Here is a 16,513-nt window from a genome sequence, read left to right on the forward strand (position 1 = left end):
CGGTTCGCCGGTGCTCAGAACCAAGTGTTCCGTGTCCGGAAGGATGCGGTCACGCCCACCGTTGTCCGGTGTTCGCTTCGACCGAGAGAAGACCGCCGCCCGAACCTGAACCCGTGGGCCCGGCTCAGGGCGACTCGATCCACTATAGGGACGGATCGACCCGATGGCAAACGCCCTGGTGGACTCGCTCCGCCGCTGCTTCGTCGCTGCTCAGTCCCGGCACTGTCGCGGGCGGGAAGCCCGTCTACGCGGGGGCTCCCGGTCCGGCTTCCGGACGCGGCGCGTCCGGATCCCCTCCTGGAGTGCGCCGCCTACGCGGTGAGGAGACGTCCGCTCCCCGTACCCGGTGCCGCGTAGAGCCACTCGACCTCCATGCCGACCACCGCGACGCTCGCCGGCGGGAAGGCGACGTACCCACCGTGCACCTGCGTGTCGACGAACGACGACGCCATCTGTGCCACCGCCGGGTTGTGCCCGACCAGCATCACCGTCCCCACGTCCTTGGGGACCAGGTTGAGGAGGTCGAAGAGCGTACGGTCGTCCGCCCCGTACGCCGCGTCCTCGTAATCGACCGACGGCCGTCCCGGCATCTGCTCCAGAGCGAGCTCCAGCGTCTCCCGGGTCCGGGCCGCGGTCGAGCAGATCACCTGATCCGGCACGATCCCCGACTCGGCTAGCAGCCTTCCCGCCGCCTGGGCCTGAGCCCGGCCCTTCCCTGTCAGGCGCCGCGCATGGTCGTCGCCGTCTCCGTTCTCCGCCTTGGCATGGCGAACGATCACCAGCGTTCCCGTCATGGCGCCACCATGGTCGCCACGACGGCCATCACCGCCATGAAGCCGAGCATGGCCCCCAGCACCACGGCGAGGCCCTTCATCCCGGTCACGTGCCCTCCTCAGTGTCACCGCGGACCCACCGACCGGACCGCCGCGGACCGGACCGCGCCGTACGGTCCCCTGCGGCCGGCTCGTCCCGTCCCAGCCTATGGAGCCTTGTGCTGATGTTCGTCACCCCCCGCCCCGTGGCTTCGGTCAGCTCGCACCGGTGACTTCTCCGTCTGCCGCGGCCTGAGCCCTCACGGAATCATCGTCATCGGTCGGCGCGGCGGGACGGCGAACCCCACCGGATCCACCGGCCGGCGCGGCACCACGGCAAGCCCCCCGACACCGGGACCGACAGAGTAAGGACTCCCCCATGACCCCCATCGCCCGCGCTTCCCTTCCCACCACCGACGTCCGCGCCCTCGTCGGTGCCGGTGTCCTCGCCGGCGGCATGCTCTTCGCGGCCCTCTCCGGCCGACCGGACCTCGCGGTCCTTGCGCTCCTCTCCTTCCTGGTCCTCTACGCGTCCCAGGGAAGCGCGCACCGCATCGTCGTCGGCGCCGCCACCGTGCTCGTCGCGGGCGTCCTCATGCACTACTTCGAGCAGACGAACTACGCCCTGCTCGTCCTGGCAGGCGCGGCCATCCTCGACCGCCTCACGGTCGGGTCGGCCCACCGCAAGGACACGGCACAGAACGGTTCCGCCTGACGAACCCGGGAGAGAGGGAGAGGAGGGCCCCGGCCGGTACCGGGACCCTCCCCACTCCGTTGCTTCACCTGCTTCACGACTGCCCGGTCATCCGGGGAGGACCGCCTCGATCGCACCGGTCACCTGGTCGTCGTCCGGCGCGGTCTGCGGGGAGAAGCGCGCGGCGACCCTGCCGTCGGGGGCCACGAGGAACTTCTCGAAGTTCCAGCGGATGTCGCCGCTGTGGCCCTCGGCGTCGGCGGTGTCGACGAGCCCGGCGTACAGCGGGTGCCGCCCTTCACCGTTCACGTCGACCTTCTCGGTCATGGGGAAGGTGACGCCGTAGGTGGCCGAGCAGAACTCCGCGATCTCTTCGGCGCTGCCGGGCTCCTGGCCCATGAACTGGTTGCAGGGCACGCCCACGACGGTGAAGCCTCGCGGGCCGTAGCGACTCTGGAGTTCCTCCAGGGCGGTGTACTGCGGGGTCAGGCCGCACTTGGAGGCCACGTTCACGATCAGCACGGCCTTGCCGCGGTACCCGGCCAGGTCGGCGGGGCCACCGGTGAGTGCGTCGATCGGGACGTCGAGGACGGACATGTCGCTCCTTGGTCGTGGTGCTCAAGGTCGTGTGTCGGGGTTCGAGGGGGGAGCGTACGCGCTCCCACTGTCCATTCCCGGCGTTCAGGACGGGCGCATGCGTGGTGACGGCGAGGGCGGAGGCACCCCCGGCGTCCTGCGCCGGATCCCGCTGCTCCCCGGGAACGGCGCCGCCGAGCGCCCCGGTCGGCCCCGAACACGGCGGAGGCCGCCCGGACAGGGTCCGGGCGGCCTCGGGAGTGGCGGACTGCGGGATCAGTCCTTAGCGGTCCCGTCGGTGACGGGCTGCTTGTCGCCGTCGCCCTCGTCTCCCTCGTCGCGCGCTTCCGCCCCGTCCGTCTTCCCGTCGTCGGAGGCGGAGCCGACCGCGCGCTCGGAGCCCGTGTCGTCTGAGGCCGGCGCCTCCTCACGCGCGGCAGGGATCTGCTGCGCGGGGGCCTCGGTGCTGCCGCGGCGCTTCGACCAGATGATGGCCCCGGCGATGACACCGACCGCCAGCACGGTCGCGCCCGCCCGCAGCGCGATGTCGTCGGCGTAGAGCACCACGCTCGGCGCGATGATCAGCGCCACCAGGTTCATGACCTTCAGCAGCGGGTTGATCGCCGGGCCGGCGGTGTCCTTGAAGGGGTCGCCGACCGTGTCGCCGATAACGGTGGCCTCGTGCGCCTCCGAGCCCTTGCCTCCGTGGTGGCCGTCCTCGACCAGCTTCTTGGCGTTGTCCCACGCGCCACCGGAGTTGGCCAGGAACACGGCCATGAGCGCACCGGCCGCGATCGCCCCGCCGAGGAACGCGCCCAGCGGGGCGTACCCGAGGGCGAACCCGACCGCGATCGGGGTGAGGACCGCCAGGAGGCCGGGGGTGACCAGCTCCCGCAGCGAGTCCCGGGTGCAGATGTCGACGACCCGCGCGTACTCCGGCTTCTCAGTGCCGTCCATGATCCCCGGGCGGGTGCGGAACTGCTCGCGCACCTCCATCACCACGCGGCCGGCGGCGCGGCCCACCGCCATGATGGCCAGGCCGGAGAAGAGGAACACCACCGCGGCGCCGATGATGACGCCGACCAGGACGTTGGGCTGGTCGATGGAGAGGCTGAAGGTGTCGGCCGCGTCGCCGAGCGCCCCCTCCACCGACGTGCGGAACGCCCCGAACAGGGCGGTCGCCGCGAGCACCGCGGTGGCGATCGCGATGCCCTTGGTGATCGCCTTGGTCGTGTTGCCGACCGCGTCCAGGCTGGTGAGGGCTTCGGCGCCGCGCCCCTCGACGTCGCCCGACATCTCCGCGATGCCCTGGGCGTTGTCGGAGACCGGGCCGAAGGTGTCCATGGCCACGATCACGCCGACCGTGGTGAGCAGTCCGGTGCCGGCCAGGGCGACGGCGAACAGGCTGACGGTGACCGAGACCCCGCCGATGAGGAAGGCCGCGTACACCGCGCCGGCGATGAGCAGGGCCGAGTAGACCGCCGACTCCAGGCCGACGGAGATGCCGGACAGGATGACCGTGGCGGCGCCGGTCTCCGAGCTCTCCCCGATCTCCTTGACCGGCCGCATGGTGGTCTCGGTGAAGTAGCCGGTGAGCAGCTGGATGGCGGCCGCCAGCAGCAGGCCCACCAGGACCGAGCCGAACGCGATCAGCCGCGGGTCGCCGTCGAGGGCGGCGGTGGCCTCGTCGACCCCCTGCAGCTCCGAGAAGCTGGAGGGCAGGTAGGCGTAGGAGGTCACGGCCACCAGCAGCGCCGAGATGACGGCGGAGATGAAGAACCCGCGGTTGATGGCCGACATGGCGTTCTTGTCCCGCGCGCGCGGGGCGGTGACGAAGATGCCGATCACGGCGGTGATGACGCCGATCATCGGCACGAGCAGGGGGAAGACCAGCCCTTCCACGCCGAAGGCGACGCGGCCCAGGATGAGCGAGGCCACCAGGACCACCGCGTAGGACTCGAACAGGTCGGCGGCCATGCCCGCGCAGTCGCCGACGTTGTCGCCCACGTTGTCGGCGATGGTGGCGGCGTTGCGGGGGTCGTCCTCGGGGATGCCCTGCTCCACCTTGCCGACCAGGTCGGCGCCGACGTCGGCCGCCTTGGTGAAGATGCCGCCGCCGACACGCATGAACATGGCGAGCAGCGCGGCGCCGAACCCGAAGCCCTCCAGGACGATGGGCGCGTCGCCGCGGTAGGCCAGCACCACGATCGCGGCGCCGAGCAGCCCCAGCCCCACGGTGAACATGCCCGCGACACCGCCGGTGCGGAAGGCGATGCGCATGGCCCGGTGCTCGCCGGCCTGGCCCCCTTCCCGGGCGGCCGCGGCCACGCGCACGTTGCCGCGCACCGCGAGCCACATCCCGATGAATCCGGTCAGTGCCGAGAAGACCGCGCCTATCGCGAAGAAGACCGAGCGCCCGTACCTGACCGCCTCGCTGTCGGCGGGCAGGAGGAGAAGGAGCAGGGGAATGACGATGATGAAAACGACGAGGGTGCGGAACTGGCGTTTAAGATACGCCGCCGCACCCTCTTGCACCGCGAGTGCGATGTTCTGCATCCGCTCGGTTCCCTGTCCGGCGTTGAGAACCTCACGCACCAGGGCCCCGGCGACGGCGAGCGCGAGCAGCGCCACCACCAGGACCACGACGACGAGCGTGAAATTCATGCCGTCCAGGGCGAGCGCCGGGCCGCTGTCAACGGCGAGGCTGCTGAGCCCAGACAATCCGTCCTCCTAGAACGGGCACGTACGGCCCCGCAAGGGTGCGCGCCGTGAGCGACGCGCAGAGCAGGGTCATGCGGGTGCCACCACCACGTACTGCACGTATTCTTCGGTCATCGGTGCCGCTGGTGCCAGCGGGCACGATGTTCGGGGATTCTACGCACCGGAGCGGTGAAAAGTGAGGGCCGGGCCGACCCTTCTTGCATTGGGGCCGGATATGTGATCGCTCGGTGATCTCACAGGCACCGTATTTCCCTTTATGGTCGACGTTGCCCACTATTATCGACAATAGTGGATTAGCCGCAGGAAATGTGGAGGAAATACTCGGCAGGGCGGATAGGCGGCATGCGTCCCACGCGTCACAGGAGACGCACCGGTCACAGGCGTGGAGGCCCCTCGGGGGAGAGAGGGCCCCGGGAGGGGCCCGAAAGGCCGCCGCGGCCCGGGAGCCGGGCGGGCGGGTTCAGCGGCGGAGACGCAGCCCGGCGGTGTCGATCTCGCCCGTGTGCCCCGCCTCAACGGTGTCGGCCACCGAACGCGCGTGGGCCGCCGCGCCCAGGGCGTCGACGCCGGAGGGCGCCTCGGGGCCGAACTCCTCCACCCGCTCGGCGCCGCGACGCAGCAGCCGTGCCGCACCGACCCGGTTGCCCCGCTGGGCGTGCGTCAGGCCGACCGCGATCTGCGCCAGGCCGCGCCACAGTTCGCGCTCGTGGCCCTGTGTGCCCTTCCAGACGGCTTCCAGGACCTCGTGCGCGTGGAAGGCGTATCCGTCTTCCAGCAGCGACTGGGCCTCGTCCAGCCCTTCATCGGGGGCGAAGACGGCGTCGTCGGGGACCCGCGGAACCCCGGGGGAGCCGTAGGGCAGCGGCCGGCCGAACCGGTCGCGGGGGCGCTGGTTCTGGGCGCGCCCCTCCGGGTTGCGGTCCCGTTCCGCGTCGGCGCGTTCGGGGCCTCCCGTGTGCTCCCCGTGCCCAGTGTTCTGTGTGTGCTCCGCGTTCTCCGCCATTGCGTCGCCCCTCCCCCGCGCGGCCCGCGCCTGTGCCGTCTCGTCTCCCGGATCCCGTGCCGCACGCTCGTCGCGTGCGTATCGCGTGCGGGCTCCGTTCGTCCTCTCCCCCGATTGTGCCGTGTCCGCCATCAGGCGTCGGGCTCGGTGTCCCAGAGCCACCGCAGGAGCGCGTTCGTGACGGCCTCCGGGCGTTCTTGGTGCGGGAAGTGCCCGGCGCCCTCCACCAGCCGCCACCGGTACGGGGCGTCCACATAGCGGCCCGACCCGCGTGCGGTCGAGGGCAGTATGAACGGGTCGCGGTCGCCGTGGAGCTGAAGGGTCGGCACGTTCGCTGGACGACGCATCCTGCGCCTGTACCGGTACCCGTCGGGGCGCACCTGAGAGCGGAACAGCCAGCGATGGTACTCCATCGTGCAGTGGGCGACCCCGGGGATCCTAAAGGCCTCCTTGCACCTGCGCTCGGTCTCCCGGTCCGGCCAGCCGGGGGCCGCCGACCACTCGCGGAGCATCTCGCCCACGCGGACGGCGCCGTCGGCGAGCAGCGCGCGCTCGGGGACCATGGGCAGCTGGTCGCCGAAGAGCCGGCGGGCCGCCCACGTCTGCGCCGGCCGCCCCAGCAGGGCGGCGCGGAGCTGGAGGGGGTGCGGGGCCGAGACGGCCGCGAGGCGCCGGACCGACCAGGGGTAGTAGGCCGCCATCGTCCAGGCGACCAGGCCTCCGGTGCCGTGCCCGGCGACGGCGGCGTCCGGCTCGCCCAGGGCGCGCACCAGGCCGGCCGCGTCGGAGGCGGCGGTGACCAGGTCGTAGCCGCGCGGGGGCTTGTCACTGGCGCCGCAGCCGCGCAGGTCCACGGCGACGGCGCGGTACCCGGCGTCGGCCAGGGCGCCGATCTGGGCCTGCCAGGACCACCAGAAGCCGGGGAAGCCGTGCAGCAGCAGCACGAGCGGGCCGTCGCCGACCTCGGCGACGTGGAACCGGGTGCCCGCCGCACTGACGGTCCGGTGCTTCCAGGGACCATCGACCAGGGCGGCGGAGTCGTCGGGGGCGGGCGCGTCGCGGGGCATGGGCGCGCCTGCGTCCGGGCGGGCGCGGGTCAGCGGTCGGCCGGGCGCTCGCCCTGGAGCACCGCCACGGTGGTCGACATGGTGCTCCCGAACCGCTCCAAGCCCTTGATCCGGCGCAGCTGGATCACGCCGACGCCGATGAAGGCCGCAGCGACGAGCAGGTAGAAGAGGGTGACGATGAGGAAGGAGACCCAGGCGGACAGCCCGGCGACGTCATAGAGGAAGAGGCCGGCCGTCACGGAGAACAGGATCAGGAACAGGTGCAGCAGCACCGCGGCGACGACGAACATCGCCGAGCCCTTGCCGGCCTGCTTGGCGCTCTGCGCCAGTTCGAGCTTGGCCAGCTCCAGTTCGAGGCGGACGAGCCGGGAGATGTTCCCGCTCGCCTCGGAGACGAGCTCCCCGAGCGACCGGTCGGCGGCGTCGAACTCCTCGGCCCCCTGGCCACTCGACGGGTTCTCGGGCATCGCGGCGTCTCCCTTCATTCCGTCGAACGCTTCTCGCATCCTTGCACATTCGCCACGTCGGGGGTTCCCCTCGGCACGCTGTTCGGCGTGCCTGCGGAGCGTATCGGACGAGCCGGTCCGCGGTCTCGGGCCGTCGGCGCACCGCTCCCGGCCGGTGCTCCCCGCGCCCGGCCCTGCGGGAAGGACGGCGGCCCCGGAAGCGCGTGCTTCCGGGGCCGCCGTGTCGTCCTCTCCGAGGGGTGCGCCTGTCAAGCCAGGACGGGACCGGGGCTCACTCGTCGTCGCCGGAGGCGGCCCCGAACGCGGTGCGGATCTTCTCCATCGAGCCGGCGTCGGTGAGCGTGGACACGTCGCCCAGCTCCCGGTTCTCGGCGACGTCGCGGAGGAGGCGGCGCATGATCTTGCCGGAGCGGGTCTTGGGCAGCTCGGGCACGACCATGATCTGGCGCGGCTTGGCGATCGGGCCCAGGGAGGCGGCGACGTGCTCGCGCAGCTCCTTGACCAGATCGTCACCGCCGTCGCCGGCCTCGCCGCGCAGGATGACGAAGGCCACGATGGCCTGGCCGGTGGTCGGGTCGTTGGCGCCGACCACGGCGGACTCGGCGACCTTGGGGTGGGCCACCAGGGCCGACTCCACCTCGGTGGTGGAGATGTTGTGGCCGGAGACGAGCATGACGTCGTCCACGCGGCCCAGCAGCCAGATGTCGCCGTCCTCGTCGCGCTTGGCGCCGTCGCCGGGGAAGTAGAGCCCGTCGAAGCGCGACCAGTAGGTGTCCTTGTAGCGCTCGGGGTCGCCCCAGATGCCGCGCAGCATCGAGGGCCAGGGCTCGCGCACCACGATGTATCCGCCGCCGCCGGGCGGGACCGACTCGCCCTTCTCGTCCACGACGTCGGCGGCGATGCCGGGCAGGGAGCGCATGGCGGCGCCGGGCTTGCCGGAGTGCACGCCGGGCAGCGGGCTGACCATGATGGCGCCGGTCTCGGTCTGCCACCAGGTGTCGACCACGGGGGTGCGGTCGCCGCCGATGTTCTTGCGGTACCAGGTGTAGGCCTCGGGGTTGATGGGTTCGCCCACCGAGCCCAGGACGCGCAGGCTCGACAGGTCGAAGCCCGCGGGGATGTCCTCGCCCCACTTCATGAAGGTGCGGATGGCGGTGGGGGCCATGTAGGCGATGGTCACCCCGTACTTCTCCACGATCTCCCAGAAGCGCCCCTTGTGCGGGGTGTCCGGGGTGCCCTCGTACATGACCGAGGTGGCGCCGTTGGAGAGGGGGCCGTAGACGATGTAGGAGTGGCCGGTGACCCAGCCGATGTCGGCGGGCGGNCAGAAGACGTCGGTCTCGGGCTTGAGGTCGAACACCGCCCAGTGCGTGTAGGAGACCTGGGTGAGGTATCCCCCGGTGGTGTGGAGGATGCCCTTGGGCTTGGCCGTGGTGCCGCTGGTGTACATGATGTACAGCGGGTGCTCGGCGTCGTGCCCCTCGGCGGTGTGCTCGGTGGACTGGCGGTCGACGATGTCGTGCCACCACACGTCCCGGCCCTCGGTCCAGTCGACGTCCTGGCCGGTGCGGCGCACCACCAGCACGTGCTCGACCGCCGGGCGGCCCTGGACGGCCTCGTCCACCGCGGGCTTGAGGGAGCTCGGCTTGCCCCGGCGGTAGCCGCCGTCGGCGGTGACGACGACCTTGGCCGCGCTGTCGTCGAGCCGGGTGCCCAGGGCGTCCACCGAGAAGCCGCCGAAGACGACCATGTGCACCGCGCCGATGCGGGCGCAGGCCAGCATGGCCACCACGGTCTCGGGGATCATCGGCATGTAGACGGCCACCCGGTCGCCCTTCTGCACGCCCAGCTCCAACAGGGCGTTGGCGGCCTGGCAGACCATGTCCGTGAGTTCGGCGTAGGTGATGGTGCGGGTGTCGCCGGGCTCGCCCTCCCAGTGGTAGGCGACCTTGTCGCCGCGCCCGGCGTCCACGTGCCGGTCCAGGCAGTTCACGGCGGCGTTGATGGTGCCGCCGGTGAACCACTCGGCGAACGGGGGGTCCCAGTCCAGGACCCGGTCCCAGCGCTGCTCCCATTGCAGCCGCCCGGCCTGCTTCTCCCAGAAGGCGAGGCGGTCGGCGTCCGCCTCGGCGAAGGCGTCGGCCGTCACATTGGCCGCGGCGGCGAGGTCCTCCGGCGGCGCGAACCGACGTGACTCGTGAAGCAGGTTGGACAGCGTCTCGTGCCCCTGGGGAGTCTCAGCCACCGTTACAGCTCCTTCGTGCGTCGTAGGCCTGCTTGCCCTATGTACTGAATCACGTGGCGCGGACCACTCCATCAATCGGGTGCCGCCCATCACAAGGGCACGCAGGTGCGAAAACGGCGGGCGGTCGGTTACCGGCGCGTAGCGGTCGCGGCGGCACGCCGAACGGCCGGTTACCGCCGCGTAGCCGCCCGAGTAGTGTGGACGGCGTGAATGCGGCAACGACCGATCCGCTCGCCCGGATCACGGAACTGCCCGGCGTCGACGAGGCGGTCGCCGAGGCGCGCACCGTGGTGGACCGGCTGCTCGGCCACCGGGTGCTGCGGCGGCGCAGCGCGGACGTGTCCCTGGAGTCGGCGCTGCGCGGGGCGCACGCCTCGGCGGTGCTCGACGGCGCGGAGGCGCCCCTGGAGCAGGTGCGCTCCGGCGAGGCCGACGACCCCCGCGTCAAGGGGGCGCTGCGGGTCTCCGGCGAGCTGGGTCAGCTGGTGGAGACCTGGCCGAAGGCGCCGCGGCAGGCGCTGGCGCGGCTGCACACCCTCGCCGCGGCCGACGGCGCCGGCGCCGACCGCCTGGGACGGCCGCGGTCCGCCGCCGAGCAGGCGGAGGACCCCGCGGGGCTGGGCGCCCCGCCCGCGCCGATCGAGGTCGAGGTCCGGCTGGAGGCGCTCGGCGCACTGCTGGAGCGGCGCTCCTCGGCGCCCGCGCCGGTGGTGTCAGCGGTCGTGCACGGCGAGCTGATGGCGCTGCGCCCCTTCGGGTGGGGCGACGGCGTGGTGGCGCGGGCGGCCGAGCGGCTGGTGCTGATCGAGCGGGGGCTGGACCCCAAGTCGCTGGCGGCGCCGGAGCTGGGGCACCTGCAGCGCCGCGAGGAGTACACCGCGGGGCTGCGCGCCTACCTCACCGGGACCCCGGAGGGCGTGCGCACGTGGGTGCTGCACTGCTGCGCGGCGATCGCCGACGGCGCCCGGGACTCGCTGGCCACCTGCGAGGCGCTGAAGCGGGGCTGACGCGGGACGGAGCGGGGGCGGGCACGTCTCTTTTCCATCACAACCCGTACGCGGTGAGCGGCGCCCCGGCCCCCTCTGCGAAGGGGCGGCCGAGACGCCGCCGAGGGCGGGTCGGCCCGGGCTATCAAGCGTGCATATCTCAGCTCCGACCAGGACGTATCCCGGTGCGGACGGGCCTCTCGCGGCTTGGTGACGCGTGGGTACCCGGGTGCCCCGCCCGGTGGGTCCATGCCCACCTCCTGATTTCGTTGTACGCCTGATCAGGCGTTTTGAAAAGGGGGTGGAACGGTCCGGCACCCCCGCCGCACACTCCCCCGTGGTAACGTTGCGTATCAGATCTGTTACCTCGGCCGAGCGCGCAGAGACCACGGGCCTCCCCCTCCCCGTCGCGGCGCACGGTACGGCGGTACCCGCGCCCGTCGGCGTCCGTCGGCGCGGAACCCGCACCCCTCGACCTCCGCTCGGTGCCGGAGACGCACGTATCCGAACCTCTCCAGGAACGGAGCCGGCTCTACCCCCCCGGAGCCGGACCGAGAGACGGCCCCCGCCATCCCCCCGGCGGGGGCCGTCGCCTTTTCCGGGGCGGCCCCCGGGTCGTGTCCGCTGGCGTGGTGGACCCCTCCGGGCCCCGGCCGCCCGGCCCGCCGGGCCGCATCACGCTTCTTGGCCCGGCGTATCACCCGGTGCCTCAACGCGGCCTCCTTGACGGGACACAGGAGAGTCCGCTCCCGAGCTGCACAGGGACACCGGCCGCCCCGAGCACCGCCCTCGGCACTCGAAGAGCTCGGTTCTGAGCTTTTCAGAGGTCCTCTGCGAACTCGACCGGGCCCATCGCGACCGGGAGACGTACCTCGAGGACGGGTGTGCGCCCTCGCCCCGGCCGTATCGGCTCCCACCGGTCCGGGCGCCTGCTTCCGAACCGCCGCCCCCGGCCGTCCACAGGCACGGCGACGGACCTACCGCGGCCGCTGCCGCCGCGCCATCGTCGGGGGTATGGACCGTCCCCGCCCCCTGCTGGCCACCGACGACCCCGCCCTGCTCGACGACCTGCTGCGGCTGGCCGCCGCGGCCTCCATCGAGGTGCACGTCGCCTCCTCGGCCGGCGCGGCGCTGCGCGACTGGGCGCGCGCCCCGCTGGTCGTCGTCGGCGGCGACCTGCTCGCCGCCCTCGCCGACCTGGAGCCCCCGCCGCATCCGCACGCCCTGGCCGCCGTGGGCCCACGCCCCTCCGGCGCCCCACCGCCCGAGCCGGACGCCCTGCGCCTGGGCGTGCGCGCGCTGCTGCACCTGCCCGGCGACGAGGCCCGGCTGACCGACCTGCTCGCCGACGCCGGCCGGGAACGGCCCGGCCCCTGCCCGGTGGTGGCCGCGGTCGGCGGCCGGGGCGGCGCCGGGGCGAGCGTGCTCGCCGTGGCGCTGGCCATGGCGGGGGTGCGGGCGGGGCTGCGCACCGCGCTCGTCGACGCCGACCCGCTCGGCCCGGGGCTGGACCTGGTCTGCGGCCAGGACCGGCCGGGCGGCACCCGGTGGGAGGACCTGCTGGCCCGCGAGGGGCGGATGAGCTGGCCCGCGCTGAGCGGGGTGCTGCCGCGGGTCCGCGGGTGCCCGCTGGTGACCTGGTCCCGGGGGCCGGCCGAGGAGGTCCCGGCGCCGGCGCTGCGGTCGGTGCTGGGCGCGGCGGCCCTCGGCGGCGACCTGGTCGTGGTCGACGCCCCGCGCGCGCCCGGCCCGGGGGCGGCGGAGGCGCTGCGCCGGTGCACCGCCGTGCTGGTGGTGGTGCCCGCCGACTTCTGCTCGGTGATGGCGGCCTACCGGCTGGTGCCGCGGATGCGCACGCACAGCTCGGTTCTGCACCTGGTGACCCGGGCCGCGGGGGCCGACCTGCCGGGCACGGCGGTCGCCTCGGCGCTCGGCCTGGACCTGCTGGGGGACGTGCCCGACGACCCGCGCCTGCGGCGGGGCCTGGACCGCGGCGACCTCCCGGGGGCCGACGGCGCCTCGGCGCTGGGGCGGGCGGCCGACCGGCTGCTGGGGGCGCTGCGCGCCCCGGTGGCGGGGTGAGCCCCGCGGCGGGCCCGGACACGTCCCTGCTCGAGGCGGTGCGGGCGCGGCTGGTCCGGGACGGTGCGGCGCCCTCGCCGGCGCGGGTGGCGGCCGCCGTGCGCGCCGAGGGGGCGGTACTGGGCGACGCCGAACTGCTGGCGGTGGTGCGCGCGCTGAGCGCCGAGCTGAGCGGGGCGGGGCCGCTGGAACCGCTGCTGGCCGACCCGGAGGTCACCGACATCCTGGTGAACGGCCCGGAGGAGGTGTGGGTGGACGGGCCGGAGGGGTTGCGCCGCGCCGCCCGGGTGCGCTTCGGCGGCGAGGAGGAGGTGCGGGCGCTGGCCCGGCGGCTGGCGGCGCAGGCGGGGCGGCGGCTGGACGCGGCGGCGCCCTGGTGCGATGCCCGGCTCCCGTCCGGTGCCCGGCTGCACGCGGTGCTGCCGCCGGTGGCGCCGGAGGGGGCCTGCCTGTCGCTGCGGCTGGGGCCGCGGCGGGNACCTGGCCGAGCTGGCGGATCGGGCGGCACTGGCGCCGCCCGCGGTGCGGCTGCTGGAGGCGCTGGTGCGGGCGCGGGTCGCCCTGCTGCTGACCGGCGGGACGGGGACGGGGAAGACGACGCTGCTCTCGGCGCTGCTGTCGCTGGCGGGGCCAGCCGAGCGGCTGGTGCTGGTGGAGGACTCGGCGGAGCTGCGGCCGCGCCACCCGCACGTGGTCCGGCTGCAGGCCCGGCCGCCGAACATCGAGGGCACCGGCGAGGTGGACCTGCCGCAGCTGGTGCGCCAGGCCCTGCGGATGCGCCCGGACCGCCTGGTGGTGGGCGAGGTGCGCGGGGCCGAGGTGGTGAGCCTCCTGGCGGCGCTGAACACCGGCCATGAGGGCGGTTCGGGCACGGTGCACGCCAACGCCGCGGACGAGCTGCCCGCCCGCATCGAGGCCCTGGCGTGCGCGGCGGGGCTGTCCCGGGAGGCGGCCCACAGCCAGCTCGCGGCGACGAGGGCCGTCGTCGTGCACATGGTGCGCGGCGGCGACGGGGCCCGGCGGCCGGCGCAGGTGTGCGTCCTGCGGCGGGACGGCACGGGCCTGGTGCGGGCCGTCCCGGCCGTGGTCGTCCCGGCGGGAGGCCCGCCGACCGAGGCCGAGGCCTTCCCCGACCTCGCCGATCGCGTCGGCACGGATTGGCGCCGAGGACGACCATGAACGACACGTCCCCCACGTGCGAACGCGCGGGACCCGTATTCGACGGTCAAAGCCCGTCCACCGACGGCCAGGCCCGGCCGTGGCCATTGCCTTCCCGGACCTCAACGAACGCATCGCCCCCAGAGAACGGGGAGCGCAGGTCCGGCCATCCCCTGCGGCGGGCACTCACCGAAAAGCGGCCTGTCCCGCCCACCGGCCCCCTGGACGAAGCCGCGACCTTTCTCGACCTTGCCGACCGCGTCGGTACCGGTCGGCGCCGGGAGTGCAGGAGTGGCCGTGAACGACACGTCACCGGGCACCACGGCCCCACCTGCGAACGGCGGCCACCGAGGACCGCCGTTCCCCCGGCCTCCGGAGCCTGTGTCCGCAGCGGGGGTGCCGCCTGCAGTCGTCGAAGGCGGTCCGGCACGGGACCCGGTCACGGGGGCGGGCCGTCGGCGACCGCCGGCTTCGGCCGCAGCGCCCGGTCGATCCGGGGAGGACGGGACGCGGTCCCCGCCCTCCCTTTTCGGACGGCCCCACGTTCGGCTTTCGGTGATGCAGGGCGGAGGTGCGCATGAACGGTCTGACATCAGCCGGGATGTGGATGCTGCTCATGGGGAGCGCAGGGGCCGTCGCGGCCGCCGCACTCCCCCCGCCGGGACGTGTGCGGCTGCGGGCCGTGCTCGGCGGCGCCGATGACGGGCCGCGCACGCCGGGCGCCGTGCTCGCGGGGCTCGTCCGCGCGCGGTTCGACCGGGTGGTGGGCCGTGCGCACACGCAGGGCCGGGAGGCGGCCATCGCCCTCTGCCGGGCGTTCCCCTCAGAGCTGCGCGCCGGTCTTCCGCCGTCGGCGGCACTGGAGCGTTCGGCGGCCGAGGCCGTGGAGGCGGGCGCCACCGCTCTGGCGCCCGTGGCCGCCGCCGCACGGAGCGGGGCCGACCCGTCCGCGGCCCTTCGACGGGCCAGCGACGCACCCGGGATGGCAGGGCTGGTGCACCTGGCCGCCTGCTGGGCGGTGGCCTCCCGCTCCGGGGCCGGGCTGGCCGAGGTCTGTGAGCGGCTGGCCGATTCTCTCGCGCAGGAGGAGGAGCGGCGCCGTGAACTCTCCGCGCAGCTGGCCGGGCCGCGCACCACCGCGGTCCTGCTGGCGATCCTTCCCGCGGCAGGGCTGGGGCTGTCGGCGGCGATGGGAGCGGGACCCGTCGCGTTCCTGTTCACCACCCCTGTCGGGCTGGCCTGCCTGGCGGCGGGGCTGGCCCTGGAGGCGCTGGGCCTGTGGTGGACCGACCGGATGGTGCGCAACGCCGCCGCCGCTCTGGAGGCACGATGACCGCCCTGCTCGCCGCCGCCGTGGTCGTCTTCGGGTCCTGCGCCGCCCGGCTGCTCCTGTTCCCGGGGCCGTCCCCGGGCCGACTGAGGCTCGACGCCCAGTTGGCGCGGTCCGGACGCCGTTCCTCGGACGGGACGGCACACGGGCCCGCGACGGAGGACCGCGGTGTGGGCCGCCTGGGCGCCGCCGCCGTGGCGGGTGCTCCCGTCCTCGCCCTCGCGGCGGTCGGCGGCCCCGGAATCGCCCTGCTCGTCGGCGCGCCCCTGGGCGCGGCCCTGTGGCTGGGGCTGCGGCGGGTGGCCGGAGGCCGGGGACGGGAACGCCGGGCCAGGATCGCCGCCGGGCTGCCGCTCGCCCTCGACCTGCTGGCGGCGGGCGTGCGCGCGGGCGGGGAACCCGGACAGGTGCTGGAGGCGCTGTCCCGGTCGGTCGGCGGGCCGTTGGGCGAGGCCCTGGCCGAGGTGGCCGAGCGTCAGCGGCTCGGGGCCTCCCCCGACCGTGCGTGGCAGGCGGTGGACGGGCCGCCCGAGCTGGCGGCGCTGGGGCGGACGCTCGCCCGCGCCGCCGAGACCGGCGCCCCCGTCGGCGACCTGGTGGCACACCACGCGGCCGAGGCACGGCGCGCGGCCCACGGACGCGCCCTGACCCGCACCCAGCGCACGGCGGTGCTGGTGGTCGCCCCGCTCGGCCTGTGCTTCCTCCCGGCGTTCGTGCTGATCGGGGTGGTCCCCCTGGTGGCCGCCCTGGTCGGCGACCTCACGGGCCCCTGATCCCCGTCCGGGGCCGCCCCGGGCGGTCGAGGGTGGTGGATCCACCACCCTCGACCGCCGATTCCGATCCCTGCCGGACCGAGCTCACGACTGCGATCGGCCTCGGCTGCGGAGTCGGCGTGCTTCCCCGGGGTCGAAAGGGTCGCCGTCGCCGCCGACGCGGCGGCGGCCCCGGTAGCGGGGCGGGAATCGGGGCCAGCCCACGCTCAGGCGGAGCGCCAGTGCGACCAAGGCCAGGATCGGGAGCAGCCAGGCCGCGGCCGTGCCGAGCGGTCGTCCGTCGGACACCGGATCGGGTGGGGCGTAGCCGAACGCGATGTCGGGCTCGCCGGTCGCGTCGAGGCCGGCGGGCGGTTCGGGGCCCGGAGGAGGGCCTTCGGACGTGGAGGCCGTGGAGGCGGCAGCGCTCGGTTCGGGCGAGGGGGAGACGGACGGGCTCGGGGACGCCGAGGGGGCGGCCGCCGGGGACGGGTCCGTGCTCGGGGCCGGATTTCGCTCCTCGGAGGAGTCCGCGGTGTCGTCGCTCGGCACCGACGGCGCGTCGGGAGGGGCAGGCGGTGCAGGGGCCGGGGGCACCACGGGGCCGGGGACCGGGAACG

12 protein-coding genes and 1 pseudogene are annotated in these 16,513 nt (G+C 74.3%); 6 read left to right on the forward strand and 7 right to left on the reverse strand.

Annotated features, from left to right (window positions below):
- Positions 1–311: 311 nt before the first annotated feature.
- Entirely contained in the window at positions 312–794 is a 483-nt protein-coding gene (locus D450_RS0114915) for a SixA phosphatase family protein (RefSeq protein WP_017539462.1), read from the reverse strand.
- Between the two features lie 397 nt (positions 795–1,191).
- On the opposite strand from D450_RS0114915, the gene D450_RS0114925 reads away from it, so the two are divergent.
- Positions 1,192–1,527 (forward strand): hypothetical protein, encoded by a 336-nt coding sequence (locus tag D450_RS0114925; protein WP_017539464.1) that lies wholly within the window; start codon positions 1,192–1,194, stop codon positions 1,525–1,527.
- 87 nt (positions 1,528–1,614) lie between these two features.
- Here the strand turns inward: D450_RS0114925 and D450_RS0114930 are convergent, their stop codons facing one another.
- The 6 genes from D450_RS0114930 to acs form a co-directional block, all read right to left on the reverse strand.
- A complete protein-coding gene (locus tag D450_RS0114930) occupies positions 1,615–2,103 on the reverse strand; it encodes a glutathione peroxidase (protein ID WP_017539465.1) in 489 nt (162 codons plus the stop codon).
- Between the two features lie 255 nt (positions 2,104–2,358).
- Positions 2,359–4,803 (reverse strand): sodium-translocating pyrophosphatase, encoded by a 2,445-nt coding sequence (locus D450_RS0114935; RefSeq protein WP_017558901.1) that lies wholly within the window; start codon positions 4,801–4,803, stop codon positions 2,359–2,361.
- Between the two features lie 460 nt (positions 4,804–5,263).
- A complete protein-coding gene (locus tag D450_RS0114940; RefSeq protein WP_017539467.1) occupies positions 5,264–5,806 on the reverse strand; it encodes a DUF309 domain-containing protein in 543 nt (180 codons plus the stop codon).
- Positions 5,807–5,937: 131 nt separating this feature from the next.
- Positions 5,938–6,873, reverse strand: coding sequence for an alpha/beta fold hydrolase (locus D450_RS0114945; protein WP_017539468.1), 936 nt, complete (start codon positions 6,871–6,873; stop codon positions 5,938–5,940).
- A 29-nt stretch (positions 6,874–6,902) separates the two neighbouring features.
- Positions 6,903–7,340 (reverse strand): phage holin family protein, encoded by a 438-nt coding sequence (locus D450_RS0114950; protein ID WP_039820541.1) that lies wholly within the window; start codon positions 7,338–7,340, stop codon positions 6,903–6,905.
- A gap of 271 nt (positions 7,341–7,611) precedes the next feature.
- Positions 7,612–9,585: an acetate--CoA ligase gene (acs, locus tag D450_RS0114955; RefSeq protein WP_017539470.1), complete on the reverse strand. Its 1,974-nt coding sequence runs from the start codon at positions 9,583–9,585 to the stop codon at positions 7,612–7,614.
- A 197-nt stretch (positions 9,586–9,782) separates the two neighbouring features.
- Here acs and D450_RS0114960 point away from each other — a divergent pair, with 197 nt between their 5' ends.
- The 5 genes and pseudogenes from D450_RS0114960 (at position 9,783) to D450_RS0114980 (ending at position 15,914) form a co-directional block, all read left to right on the forward strand.
- Positions 9,783–10,592: a Fic family protein gene (locus D450_RS0114960; RefSeq protein ID WP_017539471.1), complete on the forward strand. Its 810-nt coding sequence runs from the start codon at positions 9,783–9,785 to the stop codon at positions 10,590–10,592.
- Between the two features lie 993 nt (positions 10,593–11,585).
- The gene (gene ssd, locus D450_RS0114965; protein WP_017539472.1) at positions 11,586–12,653 is read left to right on the forward strand and encodes a septum site-determining protein Ssd; all 1,068 of its coding nucleotides are present in this window, start codon (positions 11,586–11,588) and stop codon (positions 12,651–12,653) included.
- Positions 12,650–13,832: pseudogene (locus D450_RS30290) on the forward strand (TadA family conjugal transfer-associated ATPase). The gene ssd and the pseudogene D450_RS30290 overlap by 4 nt, the downstream one beginning before the upstream one ends.
- Before the next feature lie 556 nt (positions 13,833–14,388).
- Positions 14,389–15,144, forward strand: a complete 756-nt coding sequence (locus tag D450_RS0114975; protein WP_241483165.1) for a type II secretion system F family protein — start codon at positions 14,389–14,391, stop codon at positions 15,142–15,144.
- On the forward strand, positions 15,141–15,914 hold the full coding sequence (locus D450_RS0114980; RefSeq protein WP_017539475.1) for a type II secretion system F family protein: 774 nt from the start codon (positions 15,141–15,143) through the stop codon (positions 15,912–15,914). The genes D450_RS0114975 and D450_RS0114980 overlap by 4 nt, the downstream gene beginning before the upstream one ends.
- Positions 15,915–16,513 lie beyond the last annotated feature (599 nt).

It is taken from the genome of Nocardiopsis halophila DSM 44494, assembly GCF_000341245.1.
Classification (GTDB): Bacteria; Actinomycetota; Actinomycetes; order Streptosporangiales; family Streptosporangiaceae; genus Nocardiopsis_A; species Nocardiopsis_A halophila.